The 21,019-nt window shown below is 72.0% G+C and carries 20 protein-coding genes, 1 other RNA gene and 3 pseudogenes; 12 read left to right on the forward strand and 12 right to left on the reverse strand.

Going from position 1 to position 21,019, the window contains the following annotated elements:
* Positions 1–310: 310 nt before the first annotated feature.
* Entirely contained in the window at positions 311–607 is a 297-nt protein-coding gene (locus AB0I73_RS09440; RefSeq protein ID WP_109382861.1) for a hypothetical protein, read from the reverse strand.
* A 213-nt stretch (positions 608–820) separates the two neighbouring features.
* On the opposite strand from AB0I73_RS09440, the gene AB0I73_RS09445 reads away from it, so the two are divergent.
* Together AB0I73_RS09445 and AB0I73_RS09450 are read left to right on the forward strand one after the other, a co-directional pair.
* Entirely contained in the window at positions 821–1,969 is a 1,149-nt protein-coding gene (locus AB0I73_RS09445) for a site-2 protease family protein (RefSeq protein WP_363035431.1), read from the forward strand.
* 132 nt (positions 1,970–2,101) lie between these two features.
* Positions 2,102–2,944 carry a hypothetical protein gene (locus AB0I73_RS09450; protein WP_363035433.1) on the forward strand — a complete coding sequence of 281 codons (843 nt, stop codon included), beginning with the start codon at positions 2,102–2,104 and terminating at the stop codon, positions 2,942–2,944.
* Positions 2,945–3,063: 119 nt separating this feature from the next.
* On the opposite strand, the gene rnpB is transcribed toward AB0I73_RS09450, so the two are convergent.
* The 3 genes and pseudogenes from rnpB to AB0I73_RS09465 form a co-directional block, all read right to left on the reverse strand.
* Positions 3,064–3,467, reverse strand: an RNA gene (rnpB, locus tag AB0I73_RS09455) — RNase P RNA component class A.
* 115 nt (positions 3,468–3,582) lie between these two features.
* A pseudogene (locus AB0I73_RS09460) lies at positions 3,583–4,362 on the reverse strand (DMT family transporter); the annotation flags it as partial.
* A 19-nt stretch (positions 4,363–4,381) separates the two neighbouring features.
* Entirely contained in the window at positions 4,382–5,215 is an 834-nt protein-coding gene (locus AB0I73_RS09465) for an AraC family transcriptional regulator (protein WP_363035435.1), read from the reverse strand.
* Positions 5,216–5,592: 377 nt separating this feature from the next.
* Between AB0I73_RS09465 and AB0I73_RS09470 the strand changes: the two genes are divergently transcribed.
* From AB0I73_RS09470 to AB0I73_RS09490, 5 genes and pseudogenes are all read left to right on the forward strand, one after another.
* Positions 5,593–6,693, forward strand: a complete 1,101-nt coding sequence (locus tag AB0I73_RS09470) for an XRE family transcriptional regulator (protein WP_363035437.1) — start codon at positions 5,593–5,595, stop codon at positions 6,691–6,693.
* Positions 6,690–7,247: a hypothetical protein gene (locus AB0I73_RS09475; RefSeq protein ID WP_363035439.1), complete on the forward strand. Its 558-nt coding sequence runs from the start codon at positions 6,690–6,692 to the stop codon at positions 7,245–7,247. The genes AB0I73_RS09470 and AB0I73_RS09475 overlap by 4 nt, the downstream gene beginning before the upstream one ends.
* A gap of 2 nt (positions 7,248–7,249) precedes the next feature.
* Positions 7,250–7,734, forward strand: a pseudogene (locus AB0I73_RS09480) (helicase); the annotation flags it as partial.
* Between the two features lie 279 nt (positions 7,735–8,013).
* Positions 8,014–9,063 carry an LLM class flavin-dependent oxidoreductase gene (locus AB0I73_RS09485; protein ID WP_363035441.1) on the forward strand — a complete coding sequence of 350 codons (1,050 nt, stop codon included), beginning with the start codon at positions 8,014–8,016 and terminating at the stop codon, positions 9,061–9,063.
* A gap of 180 nt (positions 9,064–9,243) precedes the next feature.
* A pseudogene (locus tag AB0I73_RS09490) lies at positions 9,244–10,081 on the forward strand (IS5 family transposase).
* A 207-nt stretch (positions 10,082–10,288) separates the two neighbouring features.
* Here AB0I73_RS09490 and AB0I73_RS09495 read toward each other — a convergent pair.
* The 5 genes from AB0I73_RS09495 to AB0I73_RS09515 all read right to left on the reverse strand — a co-directional run bounded on the left by AB0I73_RS09495 (position 10,289) and on the right by AB0I73_RS09515 (position 13,341).
* Positions 10,289–10,609 carry an XRE family transcriptional regulator gene (locus tag AB0I73_RS09495; RefSeq protein WP_363035443.1) on the reverse strand — a complete coding sequence of 107 codons (321 nt, stop codon included), beginning with the start codon at positions 10,607–10,609 and terminating at the stop codon, positions 10,289–10,291.
* A gap of 3 nt (positions 10,610–10,612) precedes the next feature.
* The gene (locus AB0I73_RS09500; RefSeq protein ID WP_363035445.1) at positions 10,613–10,972 is read right to left on the reverse strand and encodes a type II toxin-antitoxin system RelE/ParE family toxin; all 360 of its coding nucleotides are present in this window, start codon (positions 10,970–10,972) and stop codon (positions 10,613–10,615) included.
* 221 nt (positions 10,973–11,193) lie between these two features.
* Complete coding sequence (locus tag AB0I73_RS09505) at positions 11,194–11,643, reverse strand: hypothetical protein (RefSeq protein WP_363035447.1); 450 nt, start codon at positions 11,641–11,643, stop codon at positions 11,194–11,196.
* Positions 11,640–11,801 carry a hypothetical protein gene (locus tag AB0I73_RS09510; protein ID WP_363035449.1) on the reverse strand — a complete coding sequence of 54 codons (162 nt, stop codon included), beginning with the start codon at positions 11,799–11,801 and terminating at the stop codon, positions 11,640–11,642. The genes AB0I73_RS09505 and AB0I73_RS09510 overlap by 4 nt, the downstream gene beginning before the upstream one ends.
* A 961-nt stretch (positions 11,802–12,762) precedes the next feature.
* Entirely contained in the window at positions 12,763–13,341 is a 579-nt protein-coding gene (locus tag AB0I73_RS09515) for a Uma2 family endonuclease (protein ID WP_363035451.1), read from the reverse strand.
* A gap of 164 nt (positions 13,342–13,505) precedes the next feature.
* On the opposite strand from AB0I73_RS09515, the gene AB0I73_RS09520 reads away from it, so the two are divergent.
* The 4 genes from AB0I73_RS09520 (at position 13,506) to eda (ending at position 16,428) form a co-directional block, all read left to right on the forward strand.
* Positions 13,506–14,264: a MerR family transcriptional regulator gene (locus AB0I73_RS09520; protein ID WP_363035453.1), complete on the forward strand. Its 759-nt coding sequence runs from the start codon at positions 13,506–13,508 to the stop codon at positions 14,262–14,264.
* Positions 14,261–14,860: a hypothetical protein gene (locus AB0I73_RS09525; protein ID WP_363035455.1), complete on the forward strand. Its 600-nt coding sequence runs from the start codon at positions 14,261–14,263 to the stop codon at positions 14,858–14,860. The genes AB0I73_RS09520 and AB0I73_RS09525 overlap by 4 nt, the downstream gene beginning before the upstream one ends.
* A gap of 50 nt (positions 14,861–14,910) precedes the next feature.
* Entirely contained in the window at positions 14,911–15,693 is a 783-nt protein-coding gene (gene yaaA, locus AB0I73_RS09530; RefSeq protein WP_363035457.1) for a peroxide stress protein YaaA, read from the forward strand.
* A 72-nt stretch (positions 15,694–15,765) separates the two neighbouring features.
* Positions 15,766–16,428 (forward strand): bifunctional 4-hydroxy-2-oxoglutarate aldolase/2-dehydro-3-deoxy-phosphogluconate aldolase, encoded by a 663-nt coding sequence (gene eda / locus AB0I73_RS09535; protein ID WP_363035459.1) that lies wholly within the window; start codon positions 15,766–15,768, stop codon positions 16,426–16,428.
* Here eda and AB0I73_RS09540 read toward each other — a convergent pair.
* The 3 genes from AB0I73_RS09540 to AB0I73_RS09550 are packed head-to-tail and all read right to left on the reverse strand — an operon-like array spanning position 16,403 to position 19,366.
* The gene (locus AB0I73_RS09540) at positions 16,403–17,692 is read right to left on the reverse strand and encodes a bifunctional RNase H/acid phosphatase (protein WP_363035461.1); all 1,290 of its coding nucleotides are present in this window, start codon (positions 17,690–17,692) and stop codon (positions 16,403–16,405) included. The genes eda and AB0I73_RS09540 overlap by 26 nt on opposite strands.
* Before the next feature lie 13 nt (positions 17,693–17,705).
* Entirely contained in the window at positions 17,706–18,449 is a 744-nt protein-coding gene (locus tag AB0I73_RS09545; RefSeq protein WP_363035559.1) for a C4-type zinc ribbon domain-containing protein, read from the reverse strand.
* Entirely contained in the window at positions 18,446–19,366 is a 921-nt protein-coding gene (locus AB0I73_RS09550; protein WP_363035463.1) for a Nif3-like dinuclear metal center hexameric protein, read from the reverse strand. The genes AB0I73_RS09545 and AB0I73_RS09550 overlap by 4 nt, the downstream gene beginning before the upstream one ends.
* 197 nt (positions 19,367–19,563) lie before the next feature.
* Between AB0I73_RS09550 and AB0I73_RS09555 the strand changes: the two genes are divergently transcribed.
* Positions 19,564–20,925, forward strand: a complete 1,362-nt coding sequence (locus AB0I73_RS09555; RefSeq protein ID WP_363035465.1) for a hypothetical protein — start codon at positions 19,564–19,566, stop codon at positions 20,923–20,925.
* Positions 20,926–21,019: the final 94 nt, after the last annotated feature.

Below are 21,019 nucleotides of genomic sequence, written 5' to 3' on the forward strand. Positions count from 1 at the left end.
GCGGCACGCGCACACCTCCGCGGCGCGCGGCGGCCTTCTCCCACCACGGCAGGCGCATCACGAGGTCGTCGCCCTGCACCAGGATCCGTGCCATGTCCCCTCTTTTCCATGCTCGCTCCGGCCGGGGTGGCGGCACGGGGGACGACACCGGCCGCGCCCGCCGTCGTCTCTCGCGGACGGCCCGCCTGATCCACTGCCGCGTCATGAGGCCTGCCGCAGACGACAGAGAGAGGCACCGGTCCTCACGGCACTACGCGTCGGGGGCACGAAGGCCGACTGCGTCATGCCGCCGGAGCGGCTCGACGCAGTGCTACCGCTGGGGGATGCCGAGTTCGCGGCCGCGGTAGAAGCCTTCCCGTTCCTCGGCTACGTACGGTGCCATGGCGGCACGCCGTTGCGCCTCCGCCTCGGAGGACCGCCACGCGTCGCAGGTCTCCCGGGAGTCCCAGAACGACACCCCGGTGATCTCCTGTCCGTCCTCGGACCAGTAGGCGTAGGCGCGGCGGAGCCCCTGCGGGGCGGGTTCCGGCCGCCACTCCTTCTCGAAGTCCTCCAGGGTGCCCGGCCGAATGCGCCGCGTCGTCACCCAGACGAAGTGCTCTTCCATCGCAGCCTCCTCCGCAACGCCGGTCGGCTCACCGAACTCCCTTCGACCACCGTAGGCCCGCGGCACGATCTCTGCCGCCTGGGACGTCGGCGCCGCCGTTCCCGGCTCGCAAGCCTGGTTGCCTGGACCGTTTCCTGTTACGGGGCCGACGGCAGACCATGGAAAGGGAAAAGGCAGTGCAGTCGGGGGCGGGAGTCGTCGGCGGTGAGGGCGATGAAGGGTTCGATCCGGCTCGGAAGTGTCCGGGGCCTGGCGCTGCGGGCGCACTGGAGCGTGCCGTTGCTCATGCTGCTCCTCGCGTACGGCCTGGCGGCCCGGACGCTGCCCGGTTACGTGCCGGGCCTGGCACCGGTGGTGTATGCGGTCGCCGGAGTGGCCGGAGCCTTGCTGCTGCTGGCGAGTCTGGTGGTGCACGAAGCCGCGCACGCGCTGACGGCTCGCAGGGCGGGGATCCCCGTACAGGACATGACACTGTGGGCGCTGGGCGGGGTCACTCGGATGGACCAGCCGACGACACCGCGGACGGCTTTCCTGGTCGCCGCCAGCGGGCCGCTCGCCAGCCTGCTGCTCGGCGGCGTCGGTATCGGCGCGGCGGCCGCGGTCGCGGCGACGCTGGGCTGGCGGATCCCGGTCGCCGTACTGGGCTGGCTCGGTGGCACGAACCTGTTGCTGGGCGTCTTCAACCTGCTGCCCGCCGCGCCCCTGGACGGAGGCCGGCTGACGCAGGCCCTGCTGTGGTGGCGTACGGGGGATCGCGAGCGGGCTCAGCGGGCGGCAGGACGCGGTGGCCAGGTCGTCGGCATGGCGCTCGCCATCCTGGGCTGGCTGGCGTTCGCCCGGGGACTGACGGCGGGATTGTGGCTGATCGTCGTCGGCCTGTTCGTGGCGGGCGCCGCGGCGGCCGAACGCCGGTGGGCCGAGCTGGTCACAGCCCTGCGGGGCGTACGGGTCGGGCAGGCGATGACCACTCCGGTGGTCACCGGCCCCGACTGGCTGACCGTGGACCGCTTCCTCTCCGAGGTGACCGCGCAGGCGGGGCACTCGGTGCTGCCGCTGCTCGACTTCGAGGGCCACCCCAGTGGCGTCGTACAACTGCGCCGACTGGCCGGCCTGCCGTTCGAGAAGCGGGCGTCGCTGCGGGTGCGCGACCTCGCGACCCCGCTGTCCCGATGCACGCTCGCCGCACCGGACGAGCTGCTGAACTCCGTCCTGGAGCGCCTCGGCACCACCGGGATCCTCCTGCCGATCCTCGTGATGGACGGCGGTCGGCTGAGCGGAATCATCACCGCACACGACATCGACCGGTTCCGCCGGAACTCGCGGCTTCCGTCGGCGCCCCCGCCGCCCCCCGGACCGCCGTGAGGACGTTCGGCTTCCGTGTCCGGAGCGATCGGGTGCCCTCGCGAGCCCCGGGTGCGGCAGACCTCCCGGGCCGTCGGAAGCGGGACATGATGGAAGTGGAGTACAGACGTGTTCCGTGAGGAGGAGTACGACATGGCCGGGTCAGGCTCTGGCGGCACCGAGGGCACGGGGGACGGCAAGTCGCGGTTCGACGACATCTACGACCGGCCGGATCCGCGCGCGTACTTCGGGCGGCTGGCCCCGCTGGAGTACGAGATCCCGCACCACGCCCAGCCGGTCTTCCGGCAGGTCGCCGCCGAACGGGCCGCGCTCGACGACGGCCGGCCGCACAGGCCGGCGGTGCTGGACGTGTGCTGCTCGTACGGGATCAACGCCGCGCTGCTCAACCACGACGTGACGCTGGCGGAGATGTACGAGCGCTACACCTCCCCCGCTTGCCGGACGTTGTCGACGGCGGAGCTGGCGGCACGGGACAAGGAGTTCTACGCCGAGCGGCGCCGACCGGACGCCGTGCCGGTCTTCGGCCTGGACGTCTCGGCACCCGCCGTGCACTACGCGCTCGAGGTGGGGCTCCTGGACGCCGCCTTCACCGACGACCTCGAACAGGGCTCGCCCGGCCCCGGGCTGGACCGCGCGCTCGCCGAGGTCGGCCTCATCACGCTGACCGGCGGCGGGAGCTACGTCACCGCCCGAACGTTCACGGCGCTGCTGGACGGTGCCCGGAGGCCGGTGTGGGTCAGCGCGTTCGTGCTGCGGACGGTGTCGTACCAACCGATCGTCCGGGCCTTGGCCGCACACGGTCTGAGCACCACCGTCGATGCCTCCCGCACCTACCCGCAGCGCCTCTTCACCGACGAGCAGGAACGGCGGTACGCGATCGCGGCGGTACGGGCGCTGGGCGGCGATCCCGCGGGGCGGGAGGAAGCCGGCCGCTTCCACACCCTGCACTACGAGTCCCGGCCCGACACACCATGACGGCCGAGCGGGAAGCCCCGCGCGAGCCGCCGGCGCCGCCCACGGGGTGAGGCGGCCGAAGAACGGGACCGGAGCCGCCCCGGAACAGGGTGCTCTCGCAGGTCAGCGACCTGGGGCGGCAGACGAGTCGGGCTGTACGCCGGGTTCTGTTCCGGCGGGTCCTCGCGGGCCCGCCGGTGACGGCCATCCATCTAGGGCCGGCGTTGCCGCCGGCCTCGTGCGGTCTACCCGCGGACTCGGGCGGGCAGCCCTCGAACGTCCGCGCAGAGCGCTTTTGACGGCGCTCCTCTTGACCTTGCTCCGGGTGGGGTTTACCTAGCCGCCTGAGTCACCTCAGGCGCTGGTGGTCTCTTACACCACCGTTTCACCCTTACCCGGCGCCTGAGCGCCGGGCGGTCTGCTTTCTGTGGCACTGTCCCGCGGGTCACCCCGGGTGGCCGTTAGCCACCACCCTGCCCTGTGGAGCCCGGACGTTCCTCGGGAAGCCCCGCAAGGGACTCCACGCGGCCGCCCGCCCGGCTCGTCTGCCGTGCCGACCATGGTACCGGGCGCGGGCGGGGCCCCGGTGCCGCGGCCGTCGCCAGGACCGAGCCGGTGAGGATCAGGGCGAAGGCGGCCAGGACCGTCGCGGTCAGGGGCTCGCCCAGGAGGAGCACCCCGGCCGTCACGGCGACCGCCGGGTTGACGTACGTGATGACGGTCGCCCGGGTCGGCCCCACCTCCTTGATCAGCTCCAGGAAGGCGACGAAGGCGATCGCCGTGCAGACGGCGCCCAGGCCCGCGAGGGCGGTCAGGGCCCCGGCCGAGGGCAGCTCGGCCGGCCGTGTGAGCACGGCGGCCGGGGCGTAGACGAGCGCCGCCAGGGTCAGGCAGACCGCGGTGAGCTGGAGGGACGGGACCTGCTTCAGATGGCGGGCGGCGATCAGCGGGGCGATGGCGTAGCCCAGCACCGTCACCAGCACCTCGGCGAGCGAACGGGCGTCGCCGCCGGTCAGGTGCGGGACGGTGAGGAAGCCGACGCCCACCAGGCCGAGCCCCAGGCCGGTGAGACGGCGTGCGCCCAGGCGCTCCGTGTCGCCGAAGAACCTGGCGAGCGCCACGCCCACGATGGGGACGCCCGCGATCAACAGGCCGGCGGTGGAGCTGGAGAGGTGGCGTTCCGCGGAGGTCAGGGTGTACCAGGGACCGATGATCTCGATGACCGCGAAGGCCAGCAGAGGGCGCCAGTGGGCGCGGACGGTCCCGGTGAGGCCTCCCTGCCGCAGGGCGAAGGGCAGCAGGAGCAGGGCGCCGAGGGCGCAGCGGGTGAAGACGACCCCGGACGGGGACACCTCCTCCACCGCCACCTTGATCATCAGGTAGGGGATGCCCCAGACCACTCCCATCAGGGAGAACAGGAACCAGCCGCGTGCAGTCATGCGGCGAGTCTCGGCCTGGTCAGCGCCCCGGGTCTTGAACGCTGTTGCGGTACGCCGCCGGGGTGACCCCGAGGACGCGGCGGAACCACCGGGTCAGGTGTGCCTGGTCCGCGAAGCCCACGAGTCCGGCCACTTCGGCGGGGCGCAGCCCGGCCTCCAGCAGGCCGCGGGCCCTGGTGACCCGGTACTGGGCGAGCCAGGCGTAGGGCGGTATCCCCATCGTCGTGCGGAAGGCGCGCAGCAGTTGGTACCGGGACAGGCCGAGGTCGGTGGCGAGGGCCGCGAGGGAGGGCGGGGCGAGCAGTTCCTCGGCGAGACGGTCGCGGACGGCCAGGGCGATGCGCCCGGCACCGGGGACCGCGCCGGTGTCCGCACGGGCGGTGGAGTGGCGGTGTGCGAGTGCGGTGAGCAGCCAGGGCAGCCTCGACTCCGCCTCCAGGGGGTCGGGGCAGGCGCTGACCTCGGTGTGCGCGCGGCGCAGGGCGCCGGCCAGTTCGGGGTCGTGGAGGACCGGCTCGCGGAAGTGCGGGAGGCCGGTGCCGCGGGTCCCGTCGGTGAGCAGGGCGGGGACGGCGTACAGGGCGCGGTAGGCGTAGCCCTCGGGGGCGGCGGGGCCGCCGGTGTGCATCTCGCCGGGTTCGAGGACGACGAGGGAGCCGGGTCCGGAGACGATGCGCCCACCGCGGTACGCGATGGCCTCCAGGCCGCCGGTGGTCACGCCGACCGTGAACTCGTCGTGGGCGTGCGGGGCGTACTCGTGCCGGTCGAAACGGGCGGTGAGCAGGTCGACGGAGGGCCCGCAGCCCCCGAGCCGCACCCTGGTCCAGCTGGCCTGCTCCCGTACGTTCGCCACCCCGCACCCCCGCCCACAGGGGATCAGAGGAAGTCTGCGGTGTCCAGGTCGAAGGTGAAGGGGGCGGGGAGGGACAGTGGCTTGTCCAGGGGGCGGATGCACTCCACTTTTCTACTTTTCCACCAACGCGAATATGGAATATGTACTTTGAGGCAACAGCCTCACCCGGGGAACGAGTCGCGGCCCTGATCGCGCTTCAAGCGGGTCTCACCCCACGCCTGGCGCACCTTCATCGCCCACCCCGGCTGAGTCGGCCACCACCGCAGCGCGCACCCCCGACCGGCGGCCCTCTTGACCCCCTCTCCTCCTTCACCCCTTCGTGCCCAGTCGGCCACAGCCGGCTCGACACGACCCCCAGGTGTGCGAAAATTGCACACATGGAGAGCGTGCAGAGCTGGGCAGAGATCGGCGGCCGTATCGCCCAGACCCGGGAGTCAGCCGGGTTGAGCCAAGGCGAGCTGGCCTCACGCATAGGGGTCGACCGCACTGCGGTGGTACGCATGGAACAGGGCGAGCGCAAGGTGTCCGCGCTCGAGCTCTTCCGGATCGCCGAAACCCTGGACGCACCACCCGCACACTTCCTCACTCAGCCACCCGCAGCACTCGTCTCCCGCCGTAAGACGCTCGACTCCCCTGCCGACGCGGCCGCGCGTGACAGCTACCGGCTGGACATCCGGCTGGAGGAACACGCACGCAACGCGGAGTGGCTGGTGAGACAGGGTTTCCTCACCCCACCCCACCTGGACGATCTGATCGGCTGCACCGAGGCCGATCCGACCACGCTGGCACGTGAAGCACGACGAGTGGCCGGCCTTCCTCGAGGGCCACTGGGGCCGATGGCCTCAGTGGCCGAACGCTTCGGTCTGTATCTGACCGTCGCCCCGGAACCCGCCGAGGGCGCTTCGCTCCTGCTGGACGCCTACGGGGCCAGCGTGATCAGCGGCCACTCAGCCCCTGGTCGCCGGCGCTGGACTGCCGCCCACGAGCTCGGGCACCATCTGCTGCGGGACGAATACCACAGCGATGCGGGGGTCTCCGCGAGCCTGGACGAGCGGGAACAGGCCATCGACGACTTCGCCGGGGAGTTCCTGCTTCCCGAGGACGAATTCGACTCCGCCTGGAAGCAAGCAGTCAGCCGGGGCATGTCCCCCCGGGAAGCCCTGATCGGTATCGCCGCCGACTACAGGATCTCCTGGTCGTCCACGGTGTCGAGGGCACGGCGGCTCGGGCTGGTGGACACGGGCGCTGCTCGCCGCCTCAAGGCCGATACGCCGGTACGCGGCGATTTCCTGGCAGTCCGTGGTGCCGAGCCCGTACCGGATCTCGAAACGGGCGCTACCGGAACGGCTTGGCGACAGGCGGTCCTGGCCGCCTGGAAGGCCGGGGCGGTGTCGGCGGCACGCACGGTCGAGTTGCTGTACGGCGCCCTGCAGGAAAGCGAGCTGCCGGAGCAGGACCTGGAGGACGTCGGGCCATGAGCATCCAAGGGGAGGGAACGAGTTCTGCCGGACAGCTCCTCGTATGGGACACGTCGCCGCTGCATCACGCGATCAAAGCCGGACGCGTGGACACCCTGTCGGACCTCGCCGCCGAATGCCGGGGATTACCCCGCCGCAATGTCACCACGGCCGCGGTCATCGAGGAACTGCGCCACTACGACCTGGACATCTCGGGCCTGGGCTGGCTCGAAGTCCAGCACGTGGACGGTCTCGCCGAGCTCACCGCGCTGGTGCGGTGGATGGAACGCGTCTCCGGGCAGAAGTCCAACCACGGTGAGGCAACCGTGCTCGCCTGGGCCGACGTGCACGGCGCGGTCGCGGTGGTCGACGACCTGGACGCGCGCAAGGCGGCGCGTGCCGGGGGCCTCACCGTGTGGGGTGTGCTCCGGGTGATCGCGGAGGGGGTGCGGGACGGCCGCGCAACGGAATACGTGGCGTCCACCCTGGTCGACGCGCTGCTCGCGTCGGGTGCACGCTACCCGTGCGGACACGGAGGTTTCCTCGAGTGGGCGAGGAAGAACGGACTGCTGTGAGCCCCTTCCACCGGTTCATCCCGGTACCACCGCACCGGAGCGCGTGCTGTCGTACGCCAGCCTGTCCCACGGCTCCGGTCCGCTGGACGGCGTCCTCGCCCGGGCCGCCGACTCCGGCTGGGGCCACCTGGAACTCCCCGCCCGCCACACCCTCGACCAGGCCCCGGAGGCGGCGGACGCCCTCGCGGCGACGACCGCCCGGCTGCTGCAACGCAGCACGCTGGTCAACGGGGAGATTCTGACCGCGTCGCGCGTTGCGATCGGCGCGGCGCGCACCGTCCGGGCGAACGCGGTCCGCTCCCGCCTCACCGCCCACGGCCTGACCGGCATCACCGTGGACACCGCCAACCGCCTCCAGGGCCGCGAGTTCGACGTCACCCTCGCCCGGCACCCGCTGTCCGGCCGCCAGGACGCCTCCGCCTTCCACCCGGAGACGGGCCGCCTGTGCGTCCTGCTCCCCCGGCACCGCTTCGCCTGCATCGTGGTGGTGCCGCGGTGACGTCCTGAAGCGACCTGTTCTTGACACCCTTCTCGACAACGATGACCTGATTCAGCTTCGCCACTCGGTCCCCCTTCGAACAGACAGGGAACATAACCCAACTGCCTTGATCCGTCCCCTCATTCATCGCTCCAGGGCGCCGGATCCCGTACGAACACAAGTAGTCGGGAACAACACTGGACAGCAGAAGGTCGGAACTCACATCCTCGGGGGCAGGCACCGCACGACACAGCCGCACGCCGTTCCCCACACCGGAAGGTGGCGCTCGTGAAGTTCAGCTACGCCATGCTCCCCGACTACCCCCTGACCGAGTCCCTGGAGTCCATCCAGCTCGCCGACGAACTCGGCTTCCATGCCTGTTACGCCGCCGACGAGACCTGGCACAAGGACCTGTGGCTCCTCTTCGCCGCGGCGGCCGGCCGCACCAGCCGGATCCGCCTCGGTCCGAGCGTCTCCCCTGTGACGCTGCGCGAGCCCACGCTGATCGCCCAGGCCCTGGCCACGCTCGACGAACTGTCCGACGGCCGCGCCGAAGGCGTCCTGTCCAGCGGCAACTTCGGCCTGCTGGCGCAGTACCGCATCGACTGGACCCGCATCAGGCCGCTGTCCCGGGTCAAGGAAGCGCTGCAGGTGATGCGCACGTTCCTCGACGAGGGCGCCATCACGCACGACGGCGAGTTCTACTCGTACGACGGCCTGTTCACGTTCGCCCGGCCCGTGCAGAGCCGACTGCCGTTGAAGCTCGGCGCGATGCGGGGGCCGAAGTCCTTCGAGGCGGCCGGCGAGTTGTCGGACGGCTGCCACCATGCCCTGAGCTACACCCGCGAGGCCTACGACTACGCCGTGCGGCACATCCGGACAGGCGCGGAGCGCGCCGGCAAGGACTGGCGTTCGCTGGACATCGGGGCCTGGGTGGTCTTCGCGACCGGCCCCGACTCGGCGGTCGCCAAGGAGGCGGCGCGCAGCATGGTCGGCATCTACGCGTCCTCCATGCCCGAAGAGCAGCTGCGCCGCAACGGTGTGGACCCGGCGGAGCTGAAGCCGGTCATCGACGCGATCGGCGCCGGCGACCTGGCCCGCGGCATCGAACTGACCACCCCGGAGATCGCCGAACGTCTCTCCGTCGCGGGCACGCCGGAGGAATGCCTGGAGAAGATCGGGCGGGACATCGCCCCCAGCGGCGTGAACCACATGGTCTGCGCGATCACCGACCGCGCCCTGGTCAAGGCGTTCACGGGCCGCGACCTCACGGAGGCGGCCGACGTGAACACTCAGCTCCGCCTCATCCACGAGCGGATCATGCCGGCGTTCGCCTGACGCGACGCCGGGCGAGCCGCCCTGCACGCACCCGCGTCGCCTCCGGCCGCCACGATAAACCTCGAGGCGTTCTGGTTGAACCTGCTTGCCGTCGCCTCCACTTAGAGGACCTAACGAAATAGAACATTTGCGCTAATCTGGAGATGTCGGTGCGGATCCGCTCCGACCGGGAGGTGTGTGCTGTCCCGCCCCAAGCCCTGGGAGATCGACGACGACCTGTGGGCCCTGATCGAGCCGCTGCTGCCAGTGGTCGAGCGCCGGCCCGACCATCCGGGCCGCAAGCGACTGGACGACCGCAAGGCCCTGCAGGGCATCCTGTTCGTGCCGGCCACCGACATCCAGTGGGAGTGGCTGCCGCAGGAACTGGGCTTCGGCTCGGGCATGACCTGCTGGCGTCGGCTGCGGGACTGGAACCAGGCCGGCGTCCGGCAGCAGTTGCAGGCCATCCTGCTGGCCAGGTTGCGCGGCGCGAACCAGCTGGACTTCTCCCGCGCCGCCATCGACGCTCCCCCTGGCTTCGCCGGGGGCGCCCCCACCCACGTGCGTGCCCTGCGGGGCGGCCCACAACCGGCCCGAGCCCGACCGCGCCCGGTCGGGCTCGAAGCACCACCTGATCACCGACGCGCGCGGCACTCCGCTCGCGGTCTCGCTCACCGGCGGCAATCGCAACGACGTCACCCAGCTCATGCCGCTGCTCCGGGCGATTCCCGCGGTCCGCGGCCACCGCGGGCGTCCCCGGTTCCGGCCTCGCCGGCTGTACGCCGACCGCGGCTACGACCACGACCGCTACCGCAGCATGGTCCGCACCCTGGGCATCACCCCGGTCATCGCCCGCCGGGGGCAATCCCACGGCTCGGGCCTGGGCGTCCACCGGTGGGTGGTCGAACGCGGCCTGTCGTGGCTGCACGGTTTCCGGCATCTGAGGATCCGTTGGGAGCGCCGGGACGACATCCACGACGGCTTCCTGCAGTTGGCGGTCTGCCTCATCCTGTACCGGCGCGTCCGAGCACTCTGTTAGGACCTCTTAGCCACGGAGACATCGTCAGTACGCGTATTACTGCGGTGCGCGTACGACCGGATGCGGGCGACCCGGCCCCGGTCCCGCCCTCACGGTGGAGGTGCGGAGCGGGCGGCGGTCCGTCACCGCACTCGGGGCGCCAAGGCTCCGATCACCCGCTCGACGTCGCCCCGCCAGGCGAACAGCGCCACCTGCGCGGGAGCAGGGTCACCGGGCGATGACGACGCGGGTGCCGCCGAAGTTCGCAACGATCTCCAGCTTGCCGCCGAGCGCCGCGACGTATGCCGCCATGGTGCCGACCTCCGTCGAGACCGCCTTACCGCGTTCGATGGCGGACACCCGCTCCTGCCGGACATGCATGCGCGCCGCAACCTCGCTCTGGGTGAGACCGAGTTCCTGGCGCACCTCGGCCAGCCGGTGGGCGCGCGCCTGCGCGACCAGCTTTTGGGCGCCCTTCCTGATCTCGTCGAGATCGTCCTCGTCGAAGATCTCGTCCCTCACCTCGTCCCAGGAGTGGAACGTGTCCATTGCTCACTCTCCTTCGCGCCGTTGTTCCAGGTAAGCCAGCCACTGCGTGGAGCGCGCCTCGGCCAGAGGAATCGACCGGCGGTACCACTCCGACCATTGGCCGGCCTTGTCGCCGGCCACCAGCAGAACGGCGCTGCGTTCCGGGTCGAAGATGAACAGGATCCGGATCTCACTGCTTCCGTTCGAGCCGGGGCGCAGTTCCTTGAGGTTGTGCAGAATCGATCCCTTGACGCGGTCGACCAGCGGCCTTCCCAGATCGGGCCCCTCATCGACCAACGCTTGGACGGCCTGTCCCACCAATCGCGCAGTGGCTCGATCAGCCTTCCTCAGTTCGTGCAGCCAATCACGTACCTCCCCGGCCATCTCAAGATGCCAAGCCATGCCACCACACCAACGCGTAGTACCTACCCATACTAGTACGCTGGCATACTGCTCGCGGCTCTGCGGGTGAATACGGGGTTGTACTTCGAAAGGGTGGCTTCGGCTCTCAGGGCCGGGCTACCGGTCGCCTGGCTCCCGTCCCACGTCCGGTGATCGCCACCGGCTCATGCTGCGACGGACCGCCGCGGGTGCCCAGTGGCCGGCTACGACGTTCCCCTCGCCAGTGCGTTCAACACGCGTTCGACGTCGTCACGCCACGCACGCAACTCCCCCTGCGTGGGGGCCAGCTCGCACCCGTGGTAGTGGCAGGCCCGGCTGAGGCCGGCCCAGGTCGCCGACCATCGGCGGGCCGTGTCGGGGGCGGCGTAGGACTCCAGGCACAGGGCCTGGGCGTGCGGCGGGCAGCGGGACAGCTGCGGTTTGCGGGTGTGCCAGTAGCTGCGCAGGGCCTCTTCGAGGGCGTGGCGCAGCAGAAGGGCGACGGCGCGCGGCCAGACGCCGGTGGTGGAGGCGGTGGCCGTGCCGAGCAACCGGTCCGCGCCCGCGAGCAGTTCCTCGGAGGTCGAGGTGGACAGTGGCGGAGGCGAGAAGGGCGCGGGGAGCCGGGGCGGGCGCGCGGACGGGACGGGTGTGGCCGGGCGGATCGTGGTCACAGGGATCGCACCGCCTTCGCGAAGTCCGCGGTGCGGCGGATGATCTCCTCCGCGTCGTCGACGGGCACGGCTTCGTGGGCGCCCTTGTTGCACCACCGGATGTGGTCGGTGGCCTGCTGGCCGTAGGCCCGGTTGAGGTCGGTCATGGTCTCGCCCACCCGGTCGGTCTCTCCGTAGAGGGCGAGGGAGGCCAGTTCGGTGAGCTTGTGGGCCTTGGCGATGCGCTGCTCGATCTCGGCGTGCGGCAGGCCCGTGCCGAGGAGCCGGCGCCGGGCCGGTTCGAGGAGGGCTGCCTCCAGGGCGGTGCGGCACAGGCCGGGCAGGACCCGGGCGACGACGTCGCCGGGCAGGTCGCGGGTCCTGGCGAGTGCCTTCGCGTCGTGCAGGGCCTGCTTGACGGGGTCGTCGACGGAGCGGACGCGTACGGCGGAGCGCTCACGGCGGTCGACGGTGAGGACGGTGGCGGGCAGCCGCAGGTACTTCAGGGCCTGCGGCAGGCGGGTGTCGTGGGTGAAGACGACGACCTGGCGGCCTCGTGCGGTCTACCCGCGGACTCGGGCGGGCAGCCCTCGAACGTCCGCGCAGGAGCACCGGGGCGCACTCTCTTGACCTTGCTCCGCGTGCGGTCGGTCCCGTGGAAGTTTCACGTCGAGCCGGTGTCCTCCAGGCGACCGGGTCCCGCTTTCACGGCTCGGTCACGGCAGGGGCGGCGGGATGCTGTTGGGCGGGAATGAGGACCGTCGGTACGGGCGCCCGCTCGGCAACCCGGAGCAGCTCCGCCGCCGACCGCCCGCGCCGCCGGTCCGACACCACAACCCCACCCGTCCACTTGCCCGTTGCCGTCCGGTACCGATATTGCAGTTCACCCACACGAGGGCAGTGGCGATCTCTTATGGCCGCGTAGGCGGGATGGCAGTGGGTGTTCCATGTCAGGTCCTCCGCGTAGGTGGCGCAGGCCGCCGGAAACAACTATGGCCGCCCCAGAATCCTGAAGGGCGGCCATAGGGGTTGCTGCGCCGGGCGCAGCCTTGTTTTGATGCTGAGCCCAGCCCATGACGCCTTCCTGTACACGCGCAACTACGGAATGCTACGAAGCTGCTCCTGGCTGGTGGTCGCCGGTCAGAGGAAGTCGGCCGTGTCCAGGTCGAAGTCGAGCGGGTCTGGGAGGGGCAGCGGCTTGCCCAAGGGGCGGGTGCACTGCTCGCGGTATTCGTCGCCTTCCGGGGTGCTGAACAGGGTGATCGAGGAGGCTTCGCGGTCGAGGAGGAGGTAGAGAGGGATGCCACCGCGGGCGTAGCAGCGACGCTTGGCTTCTCGGTCGGCCTTCGGCTTGGAGGAGGTCACCTCAAGGACCAGGGCGACTCCGTCACAGGGCATCCAGGAATCAGCTCCCCGGTAGAGCCGAAGCTCCCTCGGGGCAAAAGTGCCGTCCGGGATCACGCGGTCCTTCGGGCAGCCACCACCGCTCCGCAGCTTCAGCCCCTTGTTCCCGGAGAACTGCATCCTGGTCCGGGAACGCTCCAGCACCTGCTCCACGATCAGTCCGATGCAGTCCTCGTGATCCCCGTCCGGCGGCGGCGTCACAACGATCTCCCCCTCGATCAGCTCGGCCCGGAAGCCTTCTGGCGTGTCCAGGGCGAGGAAGCCCTCCAGCAGGACCTCTTCCCGCGTGAGCGGTTCATGGGCCATGGCAGTCATGTCACGTCCCTCCTTCGGTCGCTCGCCAGACTGGGACATCGGCTGATCACCTGTCCATGAGGTCGGGAACCGTTCCCTCGATCGTGGCACAGGAACGCGGCCCACATCAGACGCCACAGGCGTTCGCTTGACCCTGTCGCGGCGTCAACGTTTCTACTGGGGCCATGCGGATCGGAGAACTCGCCACGGCCGTCGGTGTCACCACGCGGACCGTGCGGCACTACCACCATCTGGGGCTGCTCCCGGAGCCGGAGCGGCGGGCCAACGGGTACCGGGACTACACGCTGCGGCACGCCGTCGTGCTGGCGCGGATCAGGCGGCTGACCGAGCTGGGGCTCGGGCTGGCCGAGGTGCGGGACGTGCTCGCGGACGACGCCGGGAAGGACCTCGTCGAGGTGCTGACCGAACTGGACGAGGACCTGGCCCGGCAGGAGGCCGCGGTCCGGGACCGCCGGGCGCGGCTGCGGGCCCTGCTGGAGACGGAGGGAGGGCTGACCGCCGAGGGGCCGGTCTCCCCCGAACTGGCCACGCTCTTCCGGGAGATGCCGGACGTGTCCGGCTCGCCCATGGCAGCCAAGGACCGGGAGATGCTCGCGCTGATCGAGACGACGGCGGACCCGGAGGAACGGGCGCGGTTCATGGAACTGTTCAGCGGTGTGATGGGGACTCCGGGCGGGATGGAGCGGGCGCTCGACGCGTACGCGCTGCTCGACGCGCTCGTCGACGCCGCCCCGGACGATCCCCGGGTGGACGAGGCCGCCCACGCCCTCGCCGCGTGCCTGCCGGCCGGACTGCTGCCGGACGACGTCGCCGTCGACCAGGACGACAGCTTCCTGCGGGCCTTCTACGCCGACTTCGCCCCCGCACAGGCGGAGGCGATCCGCCGGACCATGCGGATCGCCATGGAGGGCGGACGGTCATGAGAGCCGTCAGGGGCCCCGGGGTTCTCGTCCGGCACGAGCTGCGGCTGATGATCAGCCTGGTGCTGTGGCTGGCGCGGCGGACGCACGGCGTCGGGGGCGGGACGGCCTTCGGGTACGCGCGGGGGCACGGCGCGGTGATGTTCGGGTTCGCGTTCGTGTGCGTGGTCGAGACGGTGGTGATGTCCGTGCTGCTGCTCGACTGGCCGACGGTCCACGCGGTGGTGCTGTTCCTGGATGTGTACACGGTCGTCATCGTCGTGGCGCTGCACGCCGCCAACGTCGTACGCCCTCATGTGCTGGACCCGGACTCCGGGACGCTGCGGATTCGCCGCGCCATCCACGTCGACCTGCGGATACCGCTGGAGCGGATCGCCTCCGTCCGGCGTGAGCTGCGGATGAGCCACGAGCGGGCCGACGGTGAGCTGGACGTCGAGGTCGGCTCGCAGACCACGGTCACGCTGGAACTCACGGAGCCGGTCACCCAGGTCACGTTCTTCGGGCGGTCCCGGGAGGTGCGCGTCGTACGGTTCCACGCCGACGAGCCCGACGCCCTGGTCCGGGCGCTGGCGACGGGGCGGTGGGCCCCTCAGGCGTAGGGCCGGGGCACCGTACGCTGTCGGCTGAGTTCTACCGTGAGGAGCAACGCGTGCTTGTCCTGCTGCCGCCGTCCGAAGGCAAGGCCGCTTCCGGCCGCGGCGCCCCGCTGAAGCCGGAGTCCCTGTCGCTGCCGGGGCTGGCCGAGGCCCGGGAGGCCGTCCTCGCCGAACTGGTGGACCTGTGCGCCGGTGACGAGGACAAGGCGCGTGAGGTGCTGGGGCTGAGCGAGGGGCTGCGGGGCGAGGTCGCGAAGAACGTGGAGCTGCGCACCGCCGGGGCCCGGCCCGCCGGGGAGATCTACACCGGGGTGCTCTACGACGCTCTGGACCTGGCCTCGCTCGACCCGGCCGCCAAACGCAGGGCCGCCCGTTCGCTGTTGGTGTTCTCGGGGCTGTGGGGCGCGGTCCGGGTCACCGACCGGATTCCGTCCTACCGCTGCTCGATGGGCGTACGGCTGCCGGGGCTCGGGGCGCTGGGTGCGTACTGGCGTGCGCCGATGGCCTCGGTGCTGCCGGCGGCAGCCGGCGGCGGTCTGGTGCTGGACCTGCGGTCGGCCGCGTACGCGGCGGCGTGGAAGCCGAAGGGCGAGGTGGCCGCGCGTACGGCGACGGTACGGGTGCTGCACGCGCCGACCCGGAAGGTGGTCAGCCACTTCAACAAGGCGACCAAGGGACGGATCGTCCGCAGCCTGCTGACGGCCGGGACCGCGCCCGAGGACCCCGCCTCCCTGGTGGAGGCGTTGCGGGATCTCGGGTACGTGGTGGAGGCACAGGCGCCGGAGCGGGCGGGGGCGCCCTGGGCGCTGGATGTGCTGGTGGAGGAGATCCACTGACGACATCGATCATGTTGCACACAGCGCAACGCCCTTTGCGCAGGGTGCTTCAGTAGGGGCAGGATGACGCTCATGAGTTCGCCCCTGCCCTCGCCGGCCCCCTCCGCCTCCGTGCTGGATCTCGCGCCCGTCGTGCCCGTCGTCGTGGTGGAGGACGCCGCCGACGCCGTACCGCTGGCGCGGGCGCTGGTCGCCGGTGGGCTGCCCGCGATCGAGGTGACCCTGCGGACGCCCGCCGCCCTGGACGCCGTCCGCGCGATCGCCGCCGGGGTGCCGGACGCGGTGGTCGGGGCCGGCACGGTGATCACGCCGGAGCAGGTGGACGAGGTCGTCGCGGCCGGGGCCCGGTTCCTGGTCAGTCCGGGCTGGACGGACGTACTGCTGGAGTCGATGCTGGCGTCCGGGGTGCCGTTCCTGCCGGGAGTGTCGACGGTCTCGGAGGTCGTGGCGCTGCTGGAGCGCGGGGTGCGGGAGATGAAGTTCTTCCCGGCGCAGGCCGCGGGCGGCACGGCGTATCTGAAGGCGATCGCCGGGCCGCTCCCCCAGGCCCGCTTCTGTCCGACCGGCGGGATCGGCCCGGACTCCGCGCCGGACTATCTCGCGCTGCCCAACGTCGGCTGCGTGGGCGGTAGTTGGATGCTCCCGTCGGACGCCGTGGCGGCTCGCGACTGGGCCCGGATCGAACGGCTGGCCCGCGCGGCGGCGGAGCTCAGCGCAGGTGGGACGTCTCGTTGAACAGCCGGACGCTGGCGTTGCCGTCGGCGTAGTACGCCACCGCCGACAGCGAGGCCGCCGACAGTTCCATCCGGAACAGGGCCTCGGGCGGGGCGCCCAGGGCGAGGCGTACGAAGGTCTTGATCGGGGTCACATGGGTGACGAGCAGGACCGTGCGGCCCGCGTACGCGGCGGTCAGCCGGTCCCGGGCGGCCGCGACCCGGTTCGCGGTGGCCGCGAAGCTCTCCCCGCCGCCGGTGGGTTCGGCGTCCGGGGAGGACAGCCAGGCGTTCAGGTCGTCGGGGTGGCGTTCGCGCACCTCGGCGAAGGTGAGGCCCTCCCACGCGCCGAAGTCGGTCTCGCGCAGCCCGTCGTCGACGGTGACGTCGAGGCCCAGGCGGGCGGCGATGACGCCGGCGGTCTCGCGGGTGCGGGCCAGGGGCGAGGCGACGATCGCCTGGACGGTGCCGCGCCGGGCGAGGTGGGCGGCGGTCCTCTCGGCCTGCTCCCTGCCGATGTCGGAGAGGGAGGGGTCGCTGCCGCCGCTGCCGGAGAACCGTTTCTGGGGGGTCAGCGGGGTCTCGCCGTGCCGGAGGAGCACGAAGGTGGCCGGCGGGCCCATGTCGGCGGGCGCCCAGCCCGATGAGGGGGTGGACGAGGGGGTGGCGGCCGACGCCGGACCTCGGGCGGCGGCCGTCTCGGTGCCGGGGGCTGCCACGGCCTGCGCGGCCCGGACGTCGGCGGCGGCCGCGTCCGCGCCCCCGGACGGGCCGGGCCGCTCGGACGGCCCCGACGGCTCCAGCAGCTCCGGCGTCACGGGCCGTGTGCCCGGTGTGTCCAGTGCGGCGCGCGAGTCCGAAGCACTCCACGCCTCACCCCGCACCCCCGCGTCCATCGCCTCGTTGGCCAGGCGGTCCGCGTGCTTGTTCTGCTCGCGCGGGATCCACTCGTAGGTGACCCGGCCGGGCGGGAAGACCCGCACCGCCTCGGCCGCCAGCGGCTTGATGCCGGGGTGCTTGATCTTCCAGCGGCCCGACATCTGCTCGACGACGAGCTTGGAGTCCATCCGGACGTGGACCGTGGCCTCCGGGTCCAGCTCACGGGCGGCCCGCAGGCCGGCCAGCAGGCCCGAGTACTCGGCGACGTTGTTCGTGACGACGCCGAGGTACTCGGCCGCCTCCCGCAGCGTCTCCCCCGTCGCCGCGTCACTCACCACGGCCCCGTAGCCCGCGGGTCCGGGGTTGCCCCGTGACCCACCGTCGGCCTCGACGATGAACTCCCGCACCGGAGACAACCCCCTACAGCCCCGAATCGGCGGTGCGGACCAGGATGCGGCGGCAGTTCTCGCAGCGCACCACGGTGTCGGGCGCGGCCTGGCGGATCTCGTTCAGCTCGGTGATGGCGAGCTCCTGGCGGCAGCCCTGGCAGCTGCGCGCGTACAGCTTCGCCGCGCCGATGCCGCCGTGCTGCTCGCGCAGCTTCTCGTACAGCTTGAGCAGGTCCGCGGGGACGGCTCCGGCGACGACCGCGCGCTCCTTGGTGGCCGTGGCGGCCTCGCCGTCGATCTCCGCGCAGGCCGCGTCCCGGCGGCCGGTCACGTCGTCGATCCGCGACTGGACGGAGGCGACCCGCTCGGCCAGCTCGGCGACCCGCTCCTGCGCCGACTCGCGGCGCTCCATGACCTCCAGGACGATGTCCTCGAGGTCTCCCTGGCGCTTGGCGAGTGAGACGATCTCGCGCTGGAGGTTCTCCAGGTCCTTGGGCGAGGAGACGGCGCCGGAGTCGAGGCGCTGCTGGTCGCGGGCGGCGCGCTGGCGCACCTGGTCCACGTCCTGTTCGGCCTTGGTCTGCTCGCGGGCGCAGTCGCTCTCCTCGGTCTGCGCGGCCACGTGCAGGTCGCGCAGCTGGGCGAGGTCCCGGGTCAGCGACTCGATCTCGGCGTGCTCGGGGAGCGACTTCCGCTTGTGCGCGAGTTGCTGGAGGCGGACGTCGAGGTCCTGGACGTCGAGGAGTCGGATCTGGTCGGCGGACGCGGCGTTCAGTTGGGGGCTCCAGATGTATCGGAGTGGGAAGGGGCGCGCGAAGCGCTCCCCGGAGGGGTGGTGGTGGGCGACGGGTGGACGAAGGACGCCGCGTGGGCGGTCCAGGGGTCGGTGACCGTGGCGGAGACGTGGACCCGAAGGCCCCATCCGTGGCGGTCGGAGATCTCGTCGAGCTGGGCTGCGGCCAGCTCGCACCAGGGCCACTCGGTGGCCCAGTGCGCCGCGTCGAGCAGCGCGAGGGGACGGTGGGCGGCATGGTCCGCCGCGAACTCCGACGCCGGGTGGTGGCGCAGGTCCGCGGTGAGGTACGCGTCCACCTCGGCCGCCCGGACGTAGGCGAAGAGGCTGTCGCCGGAGCCGCCGCTGACGGCGACCCTGCGGACGAGCGCCTCGGGGTCGCCGGCGACGCGGATGCCCTGTGCGGTGGCGGGGAGGCGTTCGGCGGCGCGGGCGGCGAATTCGCGGACGGTCAGCGGGTGGTCCAGTTCGCAGACCCGGCCGAGCCCGCGGCGGCCCTCGGGGTCGGAGGTGTCCGGCACGAGCGGCCGTACGACGCGCAGGTCGAGCGCGCCGGCCAGGGCGTCGCTCACCCCGGGGTCGGCCGTGTCGGCGTTGGTGTGGGCGACGTGCAGCGCGATGTCGTCCTTGATGAGCCTGTGCACCACGCGGCCCTTGGCGGTGGAGGCCGCGACGGTGGTCGTCCCGCGCAGATAGAGCGGGTGGTGGGTGATCAGCAGGTCGGCGTTCAGCTTCACCGCCTCGTCGACGATCTCCAGGACGGGGTCGACCGCGAACAGGACCCGGGTGACCTCCTGGTCGGGGTCGCCCGTGACGGTGCCGACCGCGTCCCAGGACTCGGCCCGCTCGGCGGGCCACAGGGTCTCCAGCGCGGTGATGACTTCAGACAGACGGGGCACAAGCGCAAGGCTACCTGCCCCTTTGGCGCTGTAGTACCGGTGCGGGCACCTGGAACGGACCCGATGCCGGCGAGCACATAAGCCCTCGCTTCCTCAGGTGAATCGTTCCTGGAACACCCTTATGTGTGAAGCGGGGGCCGCCGGGTCCTCCGTCCGCGCGTACGAAAACTACGTTCGTCGCCGGAGGTGACCGAACGATGACGATGTGTGCGATCGAGCCTTCGACGGGCCACTCGGACACCGGGCGCGCGGACGCGGAGCACAGGTCCCGTACGGAGAACCCGGAGAACCCGGAGAACCCGGAGAACGCCGGGAACACGGACCGCACGGCCGGCGAGGGCGGTACGGAACACGGGGACGGGAGACCCGCGCCGGGCTGCGTCCTCACCGCCGACGGTTCCTACGCCGCACGCCTCGCCCCCGTCGACGGCTCCCTGGTCCCGGAGCGCTGGACCCTGGACGGCCCCGAGCCCTACGCGGTAGCGCTGCCCGGCGGCCGGCCCGAGGAACCCGGGACCGAGGTGCAGCCCCTGGGCGACGGGCGGGTCCTCGTCCACCGGTCGCCAAACGGGCCGCACGACGGGCAGCACGACGGGAGCCACACCTTCTCCCTCCTGTACCCGACCGGCCCCGGGACCGGCGAACTGTCGCTCGGCGCGATCACGTGCCCGGACGAGGGGACCCGGCTGCGGCTGCTGCCGCCCGCCCCCTGCGGGCGGCGGGCGTACGCCGTGGCCGTGGGCCCGCGGTCGACGGCCCTGTGGCTGGTGGCGGGCGGCGCCTTCGGGCCCGAGCGCCTCACCGAGATCCCGGGCCGCTGCTCGGGCGGGGTGTGGCTGGACCGCACCGGCCGGTTGCTGGCCCTGGACCGGGAGACCGGCGGGCGCACCAAGTCGGTCGTGGTGGACCTGGGCCGCGGGGGCGAGGTGTCGCCCCTGTTGCAGCTCGCCCCGGAGAGCGACGACCGGGTCCTGCTCGCCGACCCGGACAGCGGGCTGCTGCTGATCCGCTCGGACGCACCCTCACCGGGACGGGCCCGGTTGGGCTGGGGGGTCCTGGGCAGCACGCTGCCGGTGCGCTTCCCGGAGTGCCTGCGGCTGCCGGACTGCGCGGTCACGCCGTTCGCGATCCAGCCCGGCCAGGTGCTGACGCCGGAAGGCTGCTCGGTGGCGCTGCGCGTCAACAGCACGGACGACGCGGACGGCGTGCTCGGCAGCTGGGTCGGGGTGTGGCGGCCGGGGCTGCGGCAGGTGCGCCACCTCCCCGCGCCCGAGGGGTGGTTGGCCGGAACCGGGCTGTGGACGGCGGACGGGGTGCTGCGGCTGCCCTGCGCCACACCGGCGGTGCCGTGCGCGGTGGCCCTGCTGTACCCGCCGGCACCGGAGCGACAGCGGGGACGACAGCGAAAAGAGGACGCCCCGCACGCCCCGCACGCCCCGTCGGAAGCGGAGCCCCCGGCACCCGCGTCCGCGGTCGGCCCCGCGATGCGGACGACCGTCCCCGCACCCCGCCCCGTCCCCCTGCAACAGGCGCCGCTGGGACCGCTGGTAACGAAGTAGCGGCGGTTGGCGTGGTCGCCTGGATACGCACCGTGGCCCGCCGGTTAAACTCGCCCGGTTGCAGGAAGATCAGTTTTACGGGGTGAGTTCCTTC

Source organism: Streptomyces sp. NPDC050388 (assembly GCF_040655635.1).
Lineage (GTDB): Bacteria > Actinomycetota > Actinomycetes > Streptomycetales > Streptomycetaceae > Streptomyces.